This window comes from Candidatus Pantoea rara (genome assembly GCF_051136265.1).
GTDB classification, from domain to species: Bacteria; Pseudomonadota; Gammaproteobacteria; order Enterobacterales; family Enterobacteriaceae; genus Pantoea; species Pantoea rara.
Genome location: NZ_CP194942.1, coordinates 2,406,295 through 2,421,561, shown reverse-complemented (window position 1 = coordinate 2,421,561; position 15,267 = coordinate 2,406,295). Strand labels below are relative to the sequence as shown.

At 57.8% G+C, this 15,267-nt stretch carries 19 protein-coding genes; 12 read left to right on the top strand and 7 right to left on the bottom strand.

The genetic code is table 11. The annotated features are described in order from the left end of the window. Window positions 1–114 precede the first annotated feature (114 nt). Window positions 115–363, bottom strand: coding sequence for a DUF883 family protein (locus ACR8BF_RS11395; RefSeq protein ID WP_010246235.1), 249 nt, complete (start codon window positions 361–363; stop codon window positions 115–117). Window positions 364–550: 187 nt separating this feature from the next. Here ACR8BF_RS11395 and ACR8BF_RS11390 point away from each other — a divergent pair, with 187 nt between their 5' ends. Then, window positions 551–763 carry a DUF2767 family protein gene (locus tag ACR8BF_RS11390; protein ID WP_179896027.1) on the top strand — a complete coding sequence of 71 codons (213 nt, stop codon included), beginning with the start codon at window positions 551–553 and terminating at the stop codon, window positions 761–763. Window positions 764–779: 16 nt separating this feature from the next. Here the strand turns inward: ACR8BF_RS11390 and ACR8BF_RS11385 are convergent, their stop codons facing one another. The 3 genes from ACR8BF_RS11385 to ACR8BF_RS11375 form a co-directional block, all read right to left on the bottom strand. After that, the gene (locus ACR8BF_RS11385) at window positions 780–1,790 is read right to left on the bottom strand and encodes a Ppx/GppA phosphatase family protein (RefSeq protein WP_434744971.1); all 1,011 of its coding nucleotides are present in this window, start codon (window positions 1,788–1,790) and stop codon (window positions 780–782) included. 24 nt (window positions 1,791–1,814) lie between these two features. Next, window positions 1,815–2,372 carry a hypothetical protein gene (locus ACR8BF_RS11380; RefSeq protein ID WP_179896025.1) on the bottom strand — a complete coding sequence of 186 codons (558 nt, stop codon included), beginning with the start codon at window positions 2,370–2,372 and terminating at the stop codon, window positions 1,815–1,817. A 61-nt stretch (window positions 2,373–2,433) separates the two neighbouring features. Next, window positions 2,434–2,763 carry a hypothetical protein gene (locus ACR8BF_RS11375; protein WP_179896024.1) on the bottom strand — a complete coding sequence of 110 codons (330 nt, stop codon included), beginning with the start codon at window positions 2,761–2,763 and terminating at the stop codon, window positions 2,434–2,436. A gap of 214 nt (window positions 2,764–2,977) precedes the next feature. Here ACR8BF_RS11375 and ACR8BF_RS11370 point away from each other — a divergent pair, with 214 nt between their 5' ends. From ACR8BF_RS11370 to ACR8BF_RS11360, 3 genes are all read left to right on the top strand, one after another. Next, window positions 2,978–3,157, top strand: coding sequence for a hypothetical protein (locus ACR8BF_RS11370; RefSeq protein WP_292993324.1), 180 nt, complete (start codon window positions 2,978–2,980; stop codon window positions 3,155–3,157). 184 nt (window positions 3,158–3,341) lie between these two features. After that, window positions 3,342–3,725, top strand: coding sequence for a hypothetical protein (locus ACR8BF_RS11365; protein WP_179896023.1), 384 nt, complete (start codon window positions 3,342–3,344; stop codon window positions 3,723–3,725). 14 nt (window positions 3,726–3,739) lie between these two features. Beyond that, window positions 3,740–4,153, top strand: a complete 414-nt coding sequence (locus ACR8BF_RS11360) for a GNAT family N-acetyltransferase (protein ID WP_179896022.1) — start codon at window positions 3,740–3,742, stop codon at window positions 4,151–4,153. On the opposite strand, the gene ACR8BF_RS11355 is transcribed toward ACR8BF_RS11360, so the two are convergent. Together ACR8BF_RS11355 and ldcA are read right to left on the bottom strand one after the other, a co-directional pair. Then, window positions 4,154–4,816 carry an MBL fold metallo-hydrolase gene (locus ACR8BF_RS11355; protein ID WP_179896021.1) on the bottom strand — a complete coding sequence of 221 codons (663 nt, stop codon included), beginning with the start codon at window positions 4,814–4,816 and terminating at the stop codon, window positions 4,154–4,156. A 22-nt stretch (window positions 4,817–4,838) separates the two neighbouring features. Then, a complete protein-coding gene (gene ldcA / locus ACR8BF_RS11350; protein WP_434745939.1) occupies window positions 4,839–5,762 on the bottom strand; it encodes a muramoyltetrapeptide carboxypeptidase in 924 nt (307 codons plus the stop codon). A 164-nt stretch (window positions 5,763–5,926) separates the two neighbouring features. Between ldcA and emtA the strand changes: the two genes are divergently transcribed. Further along, window positions 5,927–6,556: a membrane-bound lytic murein transglycosylase EmtA gene (gene emtA, locus ACR8BF_RS11345; RefSeq protein WP_179896020.1), complete on the top strand. Its 630-nt coding sequence runs from the start codon at window positions 5,927–5,929 to the stop codon at window positions 6,554–6,556. Between the two features lie 7 nt (window positions 6,557–6,563). On the opposite strand, the gene ACR8BF_RS11340 is transcribed toward emtA, so the two are convergent. Continuing rightward, complete coding sequence (locus ACR8BF_RS11340) at window positions 6,564–7,520, bottom strand: sugar-binding transcriptional regulator (RefSeq protein WP_179896019.1); 957 nt, start codon at window positions 7,518–7,520, stop codon at window positions 6,564–6,566. Between the two features lie 183 nt (window positions 7,521–7,703). On the opposite strand from ACR8BF_RS11340, the gene ACR8BF_RS11335 reads away from it, so the two are divergent. The 7 genes from ACR8BF_RS11335 to ACR8BF_RS11305 all read left to right on the top strand — a co-directional run bounded on the left by ACR8BF_RS11335 (window position 7,704) and on the right by ACR8BF_RS11305 (window position 15,262). After that, window positions 7,704–8,645: a D-ribose ABC transporter substrate-binding protein gene (locus tag ACR8BF_RS11335; RefSeq protein ID WP_179896018.1), complete on the top strand. Its 942-nt coding sequence runs from the start codon at window positions 7,704–7,706 to the stop codon at window positions 8,643–8,645. 2 nt (window positions 8,646–8,647) lie between these two features. Next, the gene (locus ACR8BF_RS11330) at window positions 8,648–9,247 is read left to right on the top strand and encodes a DUF2291 family protein (RefSeq protein WP_292993266.1); all 600 of its coding nucleotides are present in this window, start codon (window positions 8,648–8,650) and stop codon (window positions 9,245–9,247) included. After that, window positions 9,247–10,761 carry a sugar ABC transporter ATP-binding protein gene (locus tag ACR8BF_RS11325; protein WP_179897110.1) on the top strand — a complete coding sequence of 505 codons (1,515 nt, stop codon included), beginning with the start codon at window positions 9,247–9,249 and terminating at the stop codon, window positions 10,759–10,761. The genes ACR8BF_RS11330 and ACR8BF_RS11325 overlap by 1 nt, the downstream gene beginning before the upstream one ends. Before the next feature lie 2 nt (window positions 10,762–10,763). After that, window positions 10,764–11,870: an ABC transporter permease gene (locus tag ACR8BF_RS11320; RefSeq protein ID WP_003851388.1), complete on the top strand. Its 1,107-nt coding sequence runs from the start codon at window positions 10,764–10,766 to the stop codon at window positions 11,868–11,870. A gap of 134 nt (window positions 11,871–12,004) precedes the next feature. Next, the gene (locus ACR8BF_RS11315) at window positions 12,005–12,835 is read left to right on the top strand and encodes a transketolase (RefSeq protein ID WP_292993264.1); all 831 of its coding nucleotides are present in this window, start codon (window positions 12,005–12,007) and stop codon (window positions 12,833–12,835) included. Beyond that, window positions 12,828–13,772 (top strand): transketolase family protein, encoded by a 945-nt coding sequence (locus tag ACR8BF_RS11310; RefSeq protein WP_313701444.1) that lies wholly within the window; start codon window positions 12,828–12,830, stop codon window positions 13,770–13,772. The genes ACR8BF_RS11315 and ACR8BF_RS11310 overlap by 8 nt, the downstream gene beginning before the upstream one ends. A gap of 2 nt (window positions 13,773–13,774) precedes the next feature. Next, window positions 13,775–15,262 carry an FGGY family carbohydrate kinase gene (locus ACR8BF_RS11305; RefSeq protein ID WP_434744970.1) on the top strand — a complete coding sequence of 496 codons (1,488 nt, stop codon included), beginning with the start codon at window positions 13,775–13,777 and terminating at the stop codon, window positions 15,260–15,262. The last annotated feature ends 5 nt before the right edge of the window (window positions 15,263–15,267 follow it).

Genomic DNA, 15,267 nt, shown 5'->3' with positions numbered 1-15,267 from the left:
ACCGCGAGCTGACCTGATAAGGCTTATCTTTCAGATGTTTCTCAGCGGACGAGGCGCATCGGGCGAAAAAAAAACGGAAGCCATTGGCTCCCGTTCTGTTGACGTTCAGCGCTATTACTTGCGGCCCAGCAGGAAGCCGATAAATACGCCAACGCCTGCAGCAACGGCCAGACCTGCAACAGGATTGGATTGAACCTGATCCTTGATACAGTCAGCAGCATCGCGGGCAGCATAGCTTGCCTGGTTGGTGTAACGGCGTGCTGCGCCTTTAGCCTGATGCTCAGATGAACCGGTTGCTGCACCCCATTGTTCCTGAACTGCGCCAGCGGCTTCTTTTACTTTATCTTCGATTTTTCCTGACATTTATTGCTCCTTGGTTTTGAGTGAGACCCTCAAAGCGTAGCAAAGATAGTGAATTCTGCTCTTCCAGAGAGGAATATCGGGCTAAAAAATCATTTCTGGCTGTTAATGGCGCGATGATTGCGGCCCCGCCATTTCCTGTCTAGCCTTTGAAATGGCGGCACAGGCAACCAAAGCCGGAGGAGAAGCGATGAAACGTGATGCACTGAGTGATGACGACTATGACGAAGTCTGTCGGGTGATTGGCGATGCAGTGATTGTGCTAATGGAACGCGGCCATGACACCCGACGTGGCGAAATCTACGACCTGCTCAAACGTACCCGACAGCAGCGTGCCCACAGTGAGCGGGATGAGCAGCGGATGCTGGATCATGCCATCCGGCTGGTCAAACACGAGGTATAGAGGAAAGAGGGCCGCGCTACTGCAGCAGCACGCCCTGAATCAGGCTGGCCTCAACAATCGTGACCTCATTGATTTTCAGCGCCTGCATATAGCCTTCCACCAGCAACAGGTTGCTGACGTCGGTGGTACGGTAGTCGCCAGACAGCTCGCTGTCGCCTTTCCAGACCTGCTGCTGCGACAGCTTGCTTAATGCCGCCAGCGTATAGCGGCTGGGTTTGCCCGGTAGCTGATTGCGAACAGAAAAACCGTGCACGCCCCCGATGCCAATCACCCGCCGGCTCGCCACATCCTGTTTAATCTGCGGGCTGACCTCATTAGCTGCGTAAAACTGCACAAAGCGCAGCACCGACTGTCGCCACGAGCCAATCGGATTGGGAGAACTGGCCTCCGGGGTGTTCTTCAGCACCGTCAGAATAAAATTTTTCAGTGTCACCGAGGCCAGTTTGCCCTGATAGATATCGGCCACCGGCTTGCCCGCTTGCTGTCGCCAGGTGGTCATCTGCATTGACCCGCCGCCAATATCCCAGACCAGCAACTGCTCATCACGAATCGACGGATCGTTCAGCGCAGCTTTAGCAGAAAGAAAACCGAGTTTCGCCTCCTGCTGCTGCGAAATAATGCTGATGTGCGCACCGCTCTGGCGCTGCAACGCGTCAATGACGGCCTGACCGTTGCTGGCGTTGCGGAACACCGCCGTGGCTACGCCGCTGATTCGCTGGGGATGAAAGCGCTGTGCGTGCTCAACTAACTGCTTGAGAGCGGCAGCGCCTTCCTGAGTGATCGCCGGATTGAGCTGGTTATCCGCAGAATGAGCCAAAGCGTCATTCCAGGCTATGGCGCGCTGATCCTGATACAGCACTTTTTCGATGCGTAGCTGACAGACGTTGACGCGGGCCACCGCTATTTTGGTCGTGCCGGAACCGATGTCCAGACCGGCGCGAATTTGCTGGCAGTGATCGGCCTCGGCCGCAGTGGTAAAAAGCAGGGAGCAGAACAGCGTGAAAACAGACAGCGCAGCAGAACGCATAGCGACTCCGGGAGCAGAGGGAATTCAGAGTGAACGGGCAGCGACGCAGGCCGGATAAACGCTCACCAGGAAATGACGCAGATGATCAAAACACCATTCGGCGTCATCCGCCTGCGGACAATAGAACTGTATGGTGATCTTTTCATAATTGCGCTGACGCTGACGCAGCGGCGACCAGCTCCAGTCCAGAACCGAACGGGCATAATTGACCAGCGTCTCCGCAGGCATCTGATGTTGCTTCTCCTGCCCGCTAAGGTAGCGGTAAAAACTCGCTTCCAGCTGCAGTGCCTCCTCGTGCCCGTGTTGCGGCAGATCGGGACGAAAAGCCACATCAACAAAGCCACAGACCGCATCGGTCTGCTGCCGCCAGTCGCAGGCCAGCGTCATAAATAGCCCCTCCTGCAAATTGATCTCCTCAACCAGCCGCCGCAGATTCGCTGAGCGGTTCAGCACCGCGATCTCTTCAAGGCGACCGGTTTCCAGCGTCAGATCAAAGCCACATGGATTTACAGAGCCATCCGCATTGCGGGTGGCAGGGAAGGGGAAGTCGATATAACCGTTGTTATCCAGACGCTTTTCCATCGGGGAGACCTGCTGCTTGACGTTTCCTGACAATAAACCATCTGGCAGCAGGATTCATCCCTTATGGACAGGTCCAGGTGATTTGGGTGTTCTGGTAAGGATTAATCAGGCGGAACTGCTTATCTGACAAGCGCTGTGCATAGAAGCCTTCAGGTGTCACCGCAGACGGGACATATTTAAACCGATCCAGCGACTGCAGCGGACCACTCTTCACGCTGACATTATCCCGGGTTACGGTGAAGCTGTTAACCAGATCAAAAATCACGCCCTGGGTTTGCCCCATCGACTGGCCATAAATTGTCGAGACCTCACCTGGACATTCCACCCCTTTCGGGCCAGATGAACATCCAGTCAGCATCGCGATAAGGATAAAAATGCTGAATCGCATCATGATTTTTTACCTGCTTCAATCCCTGGGAGTTTTCTGGCGCAGAGTCTATCCTGCCACGCCCTCAATCCCCTAATCATAGCAGTTTCGGCTACGCTTCCGGTTTGTGATTTGTTTAAAGGTTAAGCAACAGGAATGTAAAGGGGTGACTTTGCTTATCATTAAACGTTATTCTTTGCTCCTTTGCGCACCACTTAGGCAAATTCAGGGATAAATGATGAAAGAAGAAGAAGCAGGTCTAATGATTATTCGGCATGCGATTGACCAGTTAGAAGCCGAAAAGAAGCAACAGGTGATCGCGTGTTCCGCGGATATTCGTGCAGCGATGCAGGCTTATGATACCGAGAATGCCGGGCTGGCGCTGATGTTAGTGGCCGCTGAGGTGGCCGCTGAATAATCACTATCCGGCCAGCAGGGCAGTCTGTCAGGCTGGCCGGATTACTTTATATTTTCTCAACTTTCAGCTTTTTTCGCACGGCAATTCCATCTTTTAATGGTCTTAGTTTCATTTCCCTGACGCCACGCCTCTGCATTTCATGTGTTAAGCTCAAAATCCCTAATAAAATCAGCGGAGACACAGCATGAAGGCAGCGTTAATTGCCCTGGGCCTGCTGGCCTGTCACATCGCACCCGCCTGGAGCGAAACCGAATTTCAGCTTAACTGTCCAGGCCGGGCGACCATGACCGTATCACGTGCCGAATATGGTTTAACGACGCTGATGTGGCCTGACAACCACTTCCAGATTGCCGCAGGTCAGCAGCGTACCCGCCTGGAGGCGGGCGATCAGGTCGCGATTACCCGCTTTCGCAATGGCGATCAGCTGATTGTGAACCAGCGCACCCAGGCGACCTTCTTTGTCTACCGTGATAGCGATAAACTGCTGCCCTGCAGCCGCACCGAAAAACGCGATGTGGATGCATTGAGCCTGGAGCACTACGACGATCGTCAGCGTTCCGACAGTTAACCCCGGGAGCCACTATGCAACCTGAGATTACCGACAATGTTACCGCGCAGGATCTGGATGAGGTCCGTCTTGGCCTGAATGCGTATAACAGCAAATTTTTTGATGTGGATGTGATCAGGTCGATTGGGGTGTTTATTCGTGATGAGCAGGGCAGAAAGCTGGCCGGACTGACCGGCTCAACCACCGGCAGCTGGCTGCGCATTGATATGCTGTGGGTGAGTGAGGCGCTACGCGGGCAGGGTGCAGGCAGCAAACTGATGCAGGCCGCCGAGCAGGAGGCGCGGGATCGCGGCTGCCGCTATGCACAGGTCGATACCACCAGTTTTCAGGCGCGGCCGTTTTATGAAAAACGCGGCTACACCCTGCGGCTCACGCTGGCGGACTACGTGGATCATCATCAGCGGCACTATCTGACTAAACATTTGTAATCAGAATATCGGCTTCTCACGCAAATCCAGCGGATGCTGTTCTGCTTCATCAATCGCCGCCAGCCAGCTTTGCAGCGTGACTTTTTTCCAGGAGAGATGCCCGCGCGTGGTACTCATCAGCACCACGTCGGGACGCAGCGATCGATAAAACTCCAGCGTCTGGCTTAGCTCAGCCGGATTACTGTCCGGCACCAGCACCGAGATCCAGTTGTCATGTGAACGCGTCACGGCATCGCCAACAAACAGATAGGTCAGCCCCAGCGGCGAGCTATAGAGATAGCTGCAGCTGCCAGGCGTATGTCCAGGTGTTGGCAGCAGATGGAAATCTCCGAAGTGCGTTTCCTGGTGCGTAAAGGTGTCATCTGGCTCAGCAAAACGGCTGATAGGGCCCAGCGATCGGCTATGGCAATACAGCGCGCTGCTGAAGCGCTGCTGGATCACTGCCGCACCGGGTGCGGATTCGTGCCAGTGAGTCAGATAGTGGCGAATGGCACCACCGGACTCGGCAATCACTTCATGATCAAGTGGGTTTTCTATGCGGCCAATCAGCAGATTGCCGCGAGGATGACGCAGCATAAAGCCATGCATCATCAGGTCATTAACGGCATCTTCCACCGGAAATTCCGGGGTTGAGATCCACAAATCGTCATACAACGGCTTCAATGTCGATCTCCTGAAACGCTCTCTATTCCCGCAGGGCGGGATGCCCGGTCGCCTGCAAATGGGCGTTGCCCTGGCTGACCGCTAATCGTGCACTGGCGCCCAGCGGCAGTGTGACGGTGTCGGCGGCATGACCAAAATCTAATCCACTGATTACCGGCAAACCGGTGATATCCCGCACGTGCTGCCAGACGGTATTGAAGTCAAATCCATTGTCATACTCAGTCAGGGCCGTGCTGGTGAAGCTGCCGGTAACGATCGCCCGCTGGCGCGCCAGAATGCCGCTCTGCTGCAGTTGTATCAGCATGCGTTCAATGCGGAACGGATGCTCATTCACATCCTCGATCACCAGAATGCCGTTCTCGATCTGCGGCATCCACGGCGTGCCAATCAGAGAGCAGATCATCGCCAGATTTCCGCCCCACAACGTGCCCCGCCATTCGCCCTGATCTGGCGTTTCGCTCTGCCATTTCACCTCTACTGTAGGTGATGTCAGTGCCTGCCAGAAGTGGTGAAGGGTAAATTCAGATAAGGTCGCGGCACCGAAGTTACCTGCCAGCATCGGCGCGCTAAAGGTAATCAGGCCGACCTGCGCCAGTAACGCCAGCTGAATCACGGTGAAATCGCTGTGGCCGCACAGCGCTACCGGCTGATTCAGCAGACGGCGCTGCAGGCCGATGTAGTCGATGGATTCCAGTAACCGGCTGGCTCCGTAGCCGCCACGTACCGCCAGCACCACGTCGGGCAGGGTGCTGAGGCTGGCAAGCTGGTTGATATCCGCCAGGCGCTCTGCGTCTGTGCCTGCGAAACGCTGAAAACGGCGGGTGATCACCTGCGCGTTCTCTACCTGATGGCCCGCCGCGCGCAGTCGCGCAATACCCTGCAGTGCCGCAGGCTGGTTGTGACAGTAACCGGAGGGGGAGATAAGACGAATTGAACGTGAAATCATCATACTTTCCTGCTGTGAGCGTCTGACTTACGGCGATGATGGCGAAAAGCCCCGCTGAAGTCACGGTACGCGCCGCATTTTCGTGCATTTAGGATAAACGGTAATTTTGCTCTCAGGCTGCATGGGTATGATAGCATTCGCTACCACAGCCACGAGATGAAAAATTGCTGAAAATCCGACACCTTATACTCACGGCGTTACTCCTGACCGGCTGTGCCAGCGAGCCACCGCACCAGGCCGTCAAGCAACGCAACACGCCGCTAACGCAGGCACCGCCGTCCAGCGTGAATGGTACCTGGGCAATGTTTACCGAAGATGCCGCCAGTCATTATGGCGTTGATGAGAAGTTAATCAGCGCCATTATCAGTGTCGAGTCGGGTGGAAATCCGGGCGTAGTGAGCCGTTCCAATGCGGTGGGACTGATGCAGATTAAAGCGTCGACTGCCGGACGCGAAGTCTATCGCACGCTGGGACGTCGTGGCCAGCCGTCGAATTCGGAGTTGCGCGATCCGGCCAAAAACATCGATATCGGCACCGCCTATATTCGTATTCTGCAGAATTCCGCGTTGTCGGGCATTCGTGATCCGCTGACGCTGCGCTACGCCACCATCGTCTCTTACGCCAACGGCGCAGGCGCGTTGCTGCGTACCTTCTCTGGCGATCGCGATCGGGCCATTGCGATGATCAACGCCATGTCACCGGATGAGTTCTATCAGCATGTTCAGAACAAGCATCCGGCGGCGCAGGCACCACGCTATCTGTGGAAAGTCACCACGGCTTACCGCAACATCTGATCGATGATTAATCCTGCGGCGTGAGCAGCAGCCGCGCCGTGGGATAGTCGATGATTAACACCTTGATGTAGCCACCCAGCAGCGCACCGCGAATCGCCTGCGCTTTCTCCCGTCCACCTGCCAGACCCACAACCTGCGGACACTGTTTCACCTGCGCCAGCTCCATTCCAATGACCGGATCTTCTTCGGCTTTCAGCACCGGCTGCCCGCAGGCGTCGAAATAGTGCAGGCAGATATCGCCAACCGCGCCGCGCGCCGCCAGCGTCTGCAGCATTTTGCCATCGTAGTAGTTGCCTGAATTGCGCAGCAGTGCCGACGGCTCCAGATCGCCGATGCCGACAATCGCCAGATCGACCTGTTCAAATTTACTCAGCACCTCGGCCACCTCTGCGTTGGCCGACAGGCGCTGGCGGTCGCTGACCGAATGCTCAATCGACTGCGACGGCAGAAGCCAGGCGGGGCAGTTCAGGAGCGCCGCCAGGTTCTGCGTCAGAATTGTCGCCTGCACGTTGCCGTTGGCCCCGACGCCGCCCAGCAGCTGAATCACCCCTTTGCACGCGCTGTTAAGCGGATGCAGTGCATCCACCATCGCCCGGATAGTCCCGCTCCACGACGAAATGCCAATCAGCTCATCATTACGCAGCCGGGTTTCCAGATAGTGAGCGGCCGCCGATCCAATCGCCTGCTTAATCTGCAGCGATGACGCCTGATCCGGCACATCCACCACTATCGCCTGCGGCAGGTTATAAGTCTGCTCAATCGCCTTTTCCAGCTCCGGATAGACGTTAGCCGGTGGCACCACACTGATCTTGACCACACCCTCTTTCACGCTGCGATTAAGAATGCGTGAGACAAACGACTGCGATAGGGTCAGCGACTGCGCAATCTCTGACTGCTTCAACCCTTCGACATAGTAAAGGGTGGCAATCTTCACCATCAGTCGCTGTTCATCCTGTTTTGCCATCGGTTTTTCCTTCTCTGAATCTGCCCGGTATTGTTAACCAGGAAGATCAAAATCACAACGCGGGCGAATTTGTGATCGTTTTCGCTTTTTGACGATCGCGCATTGGACGGCGCGTCAGCGCAGGCGCATAGTCATTATGCATATAAAATCGCATGTGAATATATATTCAAGCGGAGAATAATAATGACTCGTCCTCTGATTAAACTGACCCTGCTGGCTTCAATGATCGCTTTTTCTGCAACGGCGCTGGCGGCGGAGCAAGGCCTGCTGGCGATTATCACCCCATCCCATGACAACCCTTTCTTTAAAGCCGAGGCAGAAGGCGCCCTGGCCAAAGCCAAAGAGCTGGGTTACGCCACGCTGGTGGCGTCGCACGACGATGATGTTAACAAACAAAATCAGCTGATTGAGACCGCAATTGGTCGCAAAGCTAAAGCCATCATTCTGGATAACGCCGGTGCGGACGCCACCGTCGGACCGGTGCAGAAAGCCAAAGATGCCGGTATTCCTGTTTTCCTGATTGACCGGGAGATCAACAAAACCGGCATCGCCGTGGCACAGATCGTCTCCAATAATTACCAGGGCGCGCAGCTGGGCGCAGAGAAATTTGCCAAATTGCTGGGCGGCAAAGGGGACTACGTTGAACTGCTGGGCAAGGAGTCTGACACCAACGCGGGCGTGCGTTCGCAGGGCTATCACGATGTGCTGGATGACTACACCGACATGAAGATGGTGGCGCAGCAGAGCGCCAACTGGAGCCAGACTGAAGCCTTCAGCCGCATGGAAACCCTGCTGCAGAAACACCCCAACATCGTGGGTGTGATCTCCGGCAACGACACCATGGCGTTGGGCGCGGAGGCCGCGCTGAAAGCCGCCGGAAAAACATCGGTGATCGTGGTGGGCTTTGACGGCAGCGACTACACCCGCGATTCCATCCTCAACAAAGGCAACATCAAAGCGACGGTACTGCAGCCGGGCTGGGATCAGGCGCAGATGGCGGTCACGCAGGCGGATTACTACCTGAAGAACGGCAAAGCGCAGAAGCAGGAGAAGCAACTGATGGACTGCGTGCTGATTGATGAAAGCAACGCCGCGAAGCTGAAAAACTTCAATCTGGCGAAATAACCATGAAACGGATACTGGCGGTATTGACCGGTATGGCGTTACTCAGCGCCTGCACCGTGGTGGATCTGGATGCGGACGGTAACCCGATCATGCCAAAGGATCCGCACGCGAAACCCAGCTATGTCACCCAGACGCCGCAGCAGATTGCGGAGGAGACCTGGCAGCCGCGCGTGATGACCAGCGCAAACAGCCACGCGCTGAGCTGGGCTGACATGGAGGCAAAAAGTCAGACGGTTAAACCCGGCGGGCGGGAAAGCGTCTTTGTACGGGCCAGCGGCACGGCCAGCGCCTTTGATGAAAGTAACCCGCGTGAACGCACGCTGACGCTGATGATCAACGGCAAGCCGGTGGCGGTCAGCGTCGGCCCGGTGCTGCGCAGTAATGCTATCCGGGATGCCGCCGGTTTCCGTTTTGAAGAGTTCACTAATCAGGTGCAATACGCTCAGCTGACCCGTGCGCTGAACCGTCATGCAGTAAAGCAGTTGCCGCCGCTGGATGCCAGCTGGGTCAATCAGCCAGTGCAGGCGCTGCTGGCCGTGAGTATCGGACAGAACAGCATTGAAGAAGTGGTAGCGGTTGAGCTGAAGCGGGGGACGCCATGATGGAGGATGAGATCATTCTGCGGGCCGAACAGATCTCAATGCTGTTTCCCGGCACGCTGGCCCTTGATCGTGTCGACTACCGGGTCTGGCGCGGCAAAGTTAACGTCATCATCGGTGAAAACGGCGCGGGCAAATCGACCCTGATGAAGATTCTGGCGGGCGTGCAGCAGCCTACCGCCGGCTCGCTGTTCCTGAATGGCGAGCCGCTGACGCTGAGCAGCACCCGCGACGCCGCCCGGCACGGCATCGGCATGGTGCATCAGGAGCTGAATCTGTTCGAAAACCTTACCGTGGCGGAGAACCTCTTTCTGGGCCGGGAGATCCAGCGTGGCCTGGCGCCGATCAATGAGGCGGAGCAGGCACGGCGCACCGCTGCACTGATGGCGCGTCTCGACCAGCCAATTTCGCCCGGTGAGCGGGTCGGCAATCTCAAAGTGGGTCAGCAGCAGCTGGTGGAGATCGCTAAAGCACTGGCAGAAGATGCAGACATCCTGATCCTTGACGAGCCGACCTCGGCGCTGAGTAAAACCGAAGTGGAGATCCTGTTCCGGGTGATCCGCGACCTGACGCAGCAGGGCGTCACCCTTATCTATATCTCCCACCGGCTGGAAGAGCTGATGGCGATTGGCGACGTAATTACCATTCTGCGCGACGGACGCTTTCAGGCGGAAGCGGCGGTCAGCACCATCGATGTGCCGTGGATCGTTCGCGAGATGCTCGGCAGTGAGCCGATCACCACCTTCCTGCCGGATAAGCGTGAGTCTGGCGCGCCGGTTCTTGAGGCGCAGCACATCACCTGCGTCAGCCCCAACGGCAATACCCTGGTCGATGACGTCAGTTTTCAGGTGCGGGCCGGGGAAATTGTCGGCATTTACGGGCTGATGGGGGCGGGCCGCACCGAGCTGTTTGAGTGTCTGCTAGGCACGCAGCGTCACTATCTGGGTAAGCTGTGGCTCGACAGTAAACCGCTGCCCACCCGCCTGCCCACCGCCGATCGCATCCGCATGGGCATGAGTCTGGTGCCCGAAGATCGTAAACGCGCCGGCATTTTTCCGGTCTCGTCGGTTGCCAGTAACCTCACTATCGCCAGCCTGTGGCGGCGACTGTCGCACCGCTTTGCCATTGCGCATCAGGCGGAGCAGCAGGCGGTAAACCAGACGGTGGGCAACCTGGCGATCAAAATCTCCTCACCGGACGTCGCCATCAGCGCGCTGAGTGGCGGCAACCAGCAGAAAGTGGTGATTGGCCGCGCGCTGCTCACCAATCCGCGTCTGCTGCTGCTGGATGAGCCCAGTCGAGGCATTGATGTCGGGGCTAAAGCCGAGGTGTTTCGCATGATGGTGGCGCTGTCGCAGCAGGGAATTGCGGTGCTGTTCTCCACCTCCGACCTCAAAGAGATTATGGCGGTAGCCGATCGCATCCTGGTGATGTCGGGCGGCAAACTTACGGCTGACCTTCCCCGCGACCAGGCGGAAGAGGCAGCGCTGGTGAAAGCAAGTGCGCAGGGGTTCTGAGCATGAAAAGCAATAACAGCGTCGCGCTGAATACACTTCCGGCGAAAGCGTTCAGTTCACGCGAAAGCATTCTGCTGCTGCTTCTGAAGCTGCGCACTTTTATTGCGCTGATTCTGATCGTCGGCTTCTTTGCCATCACGGTGCCAGACTTTCTCGCCACCGGTAGTCTGGTGATCATGGTGAAACACATCGCCATCAACGCCTTTCTGGCACTGGGCATCACCTTTGTCATTATCACCGCCGGCATTGACCTGTCGATTGGGGCGACGCTGGGGCTGTGCGGCATGATTGCCGGCTGGCTGATCACCAAAGGGATTGTGCTGCCGATGTTTGGCATCGCCATCTTCCCCAGCGTCTGGGTGATTGTGCCGGTGGTGCTGTTAATCGGGGCGCTGATTGGCGCGGGCAATGGCTGGATTATTACCCGCTACAACGTCGCCCCCTTTATCTGCACTCTGGGCACCATGTATATCCTGCGCGGCGCGGCGATGCTCACGTCGGGCGGCGAGACCTTTCCCGGTTTGCAGGGCAATCCGCTGCTGGGCAATACCGGCTTTGATCGGATTGGTGCCGGGACTTTTCTCGGGCTGCCTTACGCCATCTGGATGATGGTGGTGCTGGCGCTGGTGATCGCCTACATCGCCCGACGTCTGCCGTTTGGCCGTCAGGTTTATGCCATCGGCGACAACGAACGCGCCGCTGAACTGTCGGGCGTGAAAACCCGGCAGGTGAAGATTCTGGTCTACACCCTGTCGGGCTTCTGCGCGGCGATTGCCGGCATCGTGGTCTCCTCGCAGCTGGTCGCCAGCCATCCGGCGAACGGCACCGCGTTTGAAATGAATGCGATTGCTGCCGTGGTGCTGGGCGGCACCTCGCTGGCGGGCGGACGCGGCACGATTGTCGGCACGCTGATTGGCGCGTTCGTCATCGGCTTCCTGGCGGATGGCCTGATCATGATGGGCGTAAGTGAATTCTGGCAGATGGTCATCAAAGGCATCGTCATCATCATCGCGGTCATCATCGACCAGACCCAGAGCCGGATGCAGCAGAAGGCGGCGGTCGTGGCTCAGAAAGCATTAATTGAGGAGGGGGCGCCGGCTAAATCCTGAACGCGCTGAACCGGGCGGTTCGGACTGCTGAGCAGAGAACCGTCTGCCCGGTTTAACGGGGACGTTTCGCAAACAAATTTTTTTAACCGATGTGAATATATATTCATAACCGATTTAAAATTCAGAGGTAGCGTATGAATCCTTTCAATCTTCCGGTCAATGACCTTGAGCGCCGGGCGCGGGCTATCCGCCGCCGCATCATCCAGCTTAACGCGGGCAGTCCGGCAGGCGGTCATACCGGCGCTGATCTGTCACAGGTGGAGATCCTTACCGCGCTCTACTTTCGCATTCTGAACTGCGCGCCGGATCGCACGGATGACAATCAGCGTGACATCTACATCCAGTCGAAAGGGCACGCAGTGGGCGGCTATTACTGCGTGCTGGCAGAAGCGGGCTACTTCCCGACCGACTGGCTGGCAACCTATCAGCATGCCGACTCGCCTCTGCCCGGCCATCCGGTTCGGCAGAAAACGCCGGGCGTCGAGCTGAACACCGGCGCACTGGGTCACGGGCTGCCGGTGGCGGTGGGCATCGCTATCGCGGCGAAAAAAGATAACAGTTCACGCCGCATCTTTGTGGTGACCGGCGATGGTGAGCTGGCGGAAGGCAGTAACTGGGAAGCGGCACTGGTCGCGGCGCATTACGGCCTCGACAATCTGATTATCATCAATGACAAGAACAAGCTGCAACTGGCGGGCGCGACCCGCGACATCATGAACACCGATCCGTTGCCGGAAAAATGGCGCGCTTTTGGACTAGAGGTCACCGAATGCAACGGCAATGCGATGGCGGACGTGGTCAGCACCATTGAAAACCTGCCGAAGAACGGTAAACCGCAGGTCATTGTCGCGCACACCGAAAAGGGATTTGGCGTCTCCTTTATCCAGAGCAAGGCGGAATGGCATCACCGGGTGCCGAAAGGCGAAGAGATCGCACAGGCACTGGAGGAACTGAAAGATGAGTAATGCACAACATTTAGCAAACGTTATGGTGACGGCTTTCATCGACGCGGTGAATCGCGGCGTGGATCTGGTGCCGGTGGTGGCCGACTCAACCTCAACCGCCAAAATTGCGCCCTTTATCAAGGCGTTCCCTGACCGGCTGATTAATGTTGGTATTGCTGAGCAGACGCTGGTGGGTACGGCGGCCGGTCTGGCGCTGGGCGGCAAAGTCGCCGTAACCTGTAACGCCGCGCCGTTTCTGGTGTCACGCGCCAACGAGCAGGTCAAAGTCGATGTCTGCTACAACAACACCAACGTCAAACTGTTCGGGCTGAATTCCGGGGCCAGCTATGGCCCGTTAGCCAGCACCCACCACAGCATTGATGACATCGCGGTGATGCGCGGTTTCGGCAATATCGAGATCTATGCGCCTTCCTGCCCGCTGGAGTGCCGCCAGATCATCGACTACGCCCTTGAGCATGTCGGGCCGGTCTATATCCGTCTGGATGGTAAAGATCTGCCGCAACTGCACGATGAACGTTATCAGTTCAGACCGGGTGCGATCGATGTGCTGCGGGAAGGCAGTGATATCGCGCTGGTGGCGATGGGCTCAACGGTTCACGAGGTGGTTCACGCCGCAGAGCAACTGGCTGAACAGGGCATTTCAGCCGGTGTGATCGCGGTTCCATCGATTCGACCCTGTGATACCCAACAGCTGCGCAACCTGCTAAATCACTACCCAGCGGTGATTACCGTAGAAGAGCACAACATCAATGGCGGTGTCGGCAGCCTGGTGGCCGAAGTGCTGGCGGAAGGCGGCTGCGGTATCCCGCTGTTACGGCTCGGCATCCCGGATGGGGAATATGCGATTGCAGGCGATCGCGCCTCGACCCGGGCCCATCATGGCATCGATGCACGCAGCGTGGTTAACCGTGCAGCGCGCATCTGCGCAGGAGCATAAAAATGGTGGGACCTCTGATTCTGGCTATCGACGAAGGCACTACCAACGCTAAAGCGATTGCGGTTGATCGCGACGGCTGTGTGGTGGCGCGCGGCAGCCAGAGTTTAACCCTGCAACATCCGCAGCCCGGACTGGCCGAGCAGGACCCTATGGCGATCTGGCAGGCAGTAAAACAGGCGATCACCCACTGCCTGGCGGAGTGCGGCGGTGCACCTGTGGCGGCGGTGGCCATCAGTAACCAGCGCGAGTCGGTGCTGATCTGGCAGCGGCGTGATGGTCAGCCGCTGACGCCGCTGGTGAGCTGGCAGGATAGGCGCTCTGAGTCATTCTGTCGCGATCTGCGGCAGGCGGGTAAAGCGCCACGCATCACCGGTTTGACTGGCCTGGCCGTTGACCCGATGTTTCCGGCGGCGAAGCTGACCGGCATGCTGGCCGCCATTCCGGACGGCGCGGCGCGGGCGGCGACCGGGGAATTGTGTATCGGAACGGTCGACAGCTGGATTAGCTGGCAGCTCAGCGCGGGCGACGTCTTTATTACCGATCATGCCAACGCCTCCCGCACGCAGCTTTACAGCCTGCACCTCAACGACTGGGATGACGAGCTGCTGGCGCTGTTTCAGCTGCCCCGCGCCGCACTGCCGCGCATCACCTCTTCAGCCAGTGAACAGGGCGTGGTCGCGGTGAGTGACATTCCCGGCTTAGCGCCAGGCACGCCGATTCTGGCGCGCATCGGCGATTCCCATGCCGCCTTGCAGGCGCAGCGGCGCGGCGAATCTGAAGTGGTGAAAGCCACCTATGGCACCGGATCTTCCCTGATGATGTCCATGGCGACGCCGCTGCTGACGGAAAATGGCCTCAGCACCACGGTAGCGTGGCACGACGGCACGCTGCGCTATGCGTTTGAAGGCAACATCACCCACACCGGGTCCGGCGCCGCGTGGCTGGGCAAACTGCTTGGCGTGCAGGATCCGCGCGAGCTGACCGCGATGGCACAGCGCTGTGATGACAATCAGGGCATCTATTTTGTTCCGGCGCTCTCTGGCCTGGGCGCACCCTGGTGGGATCTGCAGGCGCGCGGCATGGTATGCGGACTGACGGATGCCGCCACGCCCGACGTGCTGGCGCGGGTGGCGCTGGAGTCAATCGTCTGGCAAATCGCCGACGTCTTTTTTGCCATGGAGCAGGCCAGTGGTCAGCAGCTTCCGGCGCTCTGTGTGGATGGCAGCGCCACCGAAAATAGCTGGCTGATGCAGTTACAGGCGGATGTGTTACAGCGGCCGCTGCAACGGGTGCCTACCGCCGAGGTTTCCGCGCTGGGTGCGGCACTGCTGGCAGGCAAAGTGCTGGGATGGTGGCAGCAGGGCAGTGATATGCAGGCGCTGCAGGGCGGCAGCGTCATCATGCCGCGTGAAGAGAACGCGCAGCGTATGCAGGAAAACTATAAAGGCTGGGTCGACGCCGTTACACGCTGTCGTTATCAGCCACATTAATCCCT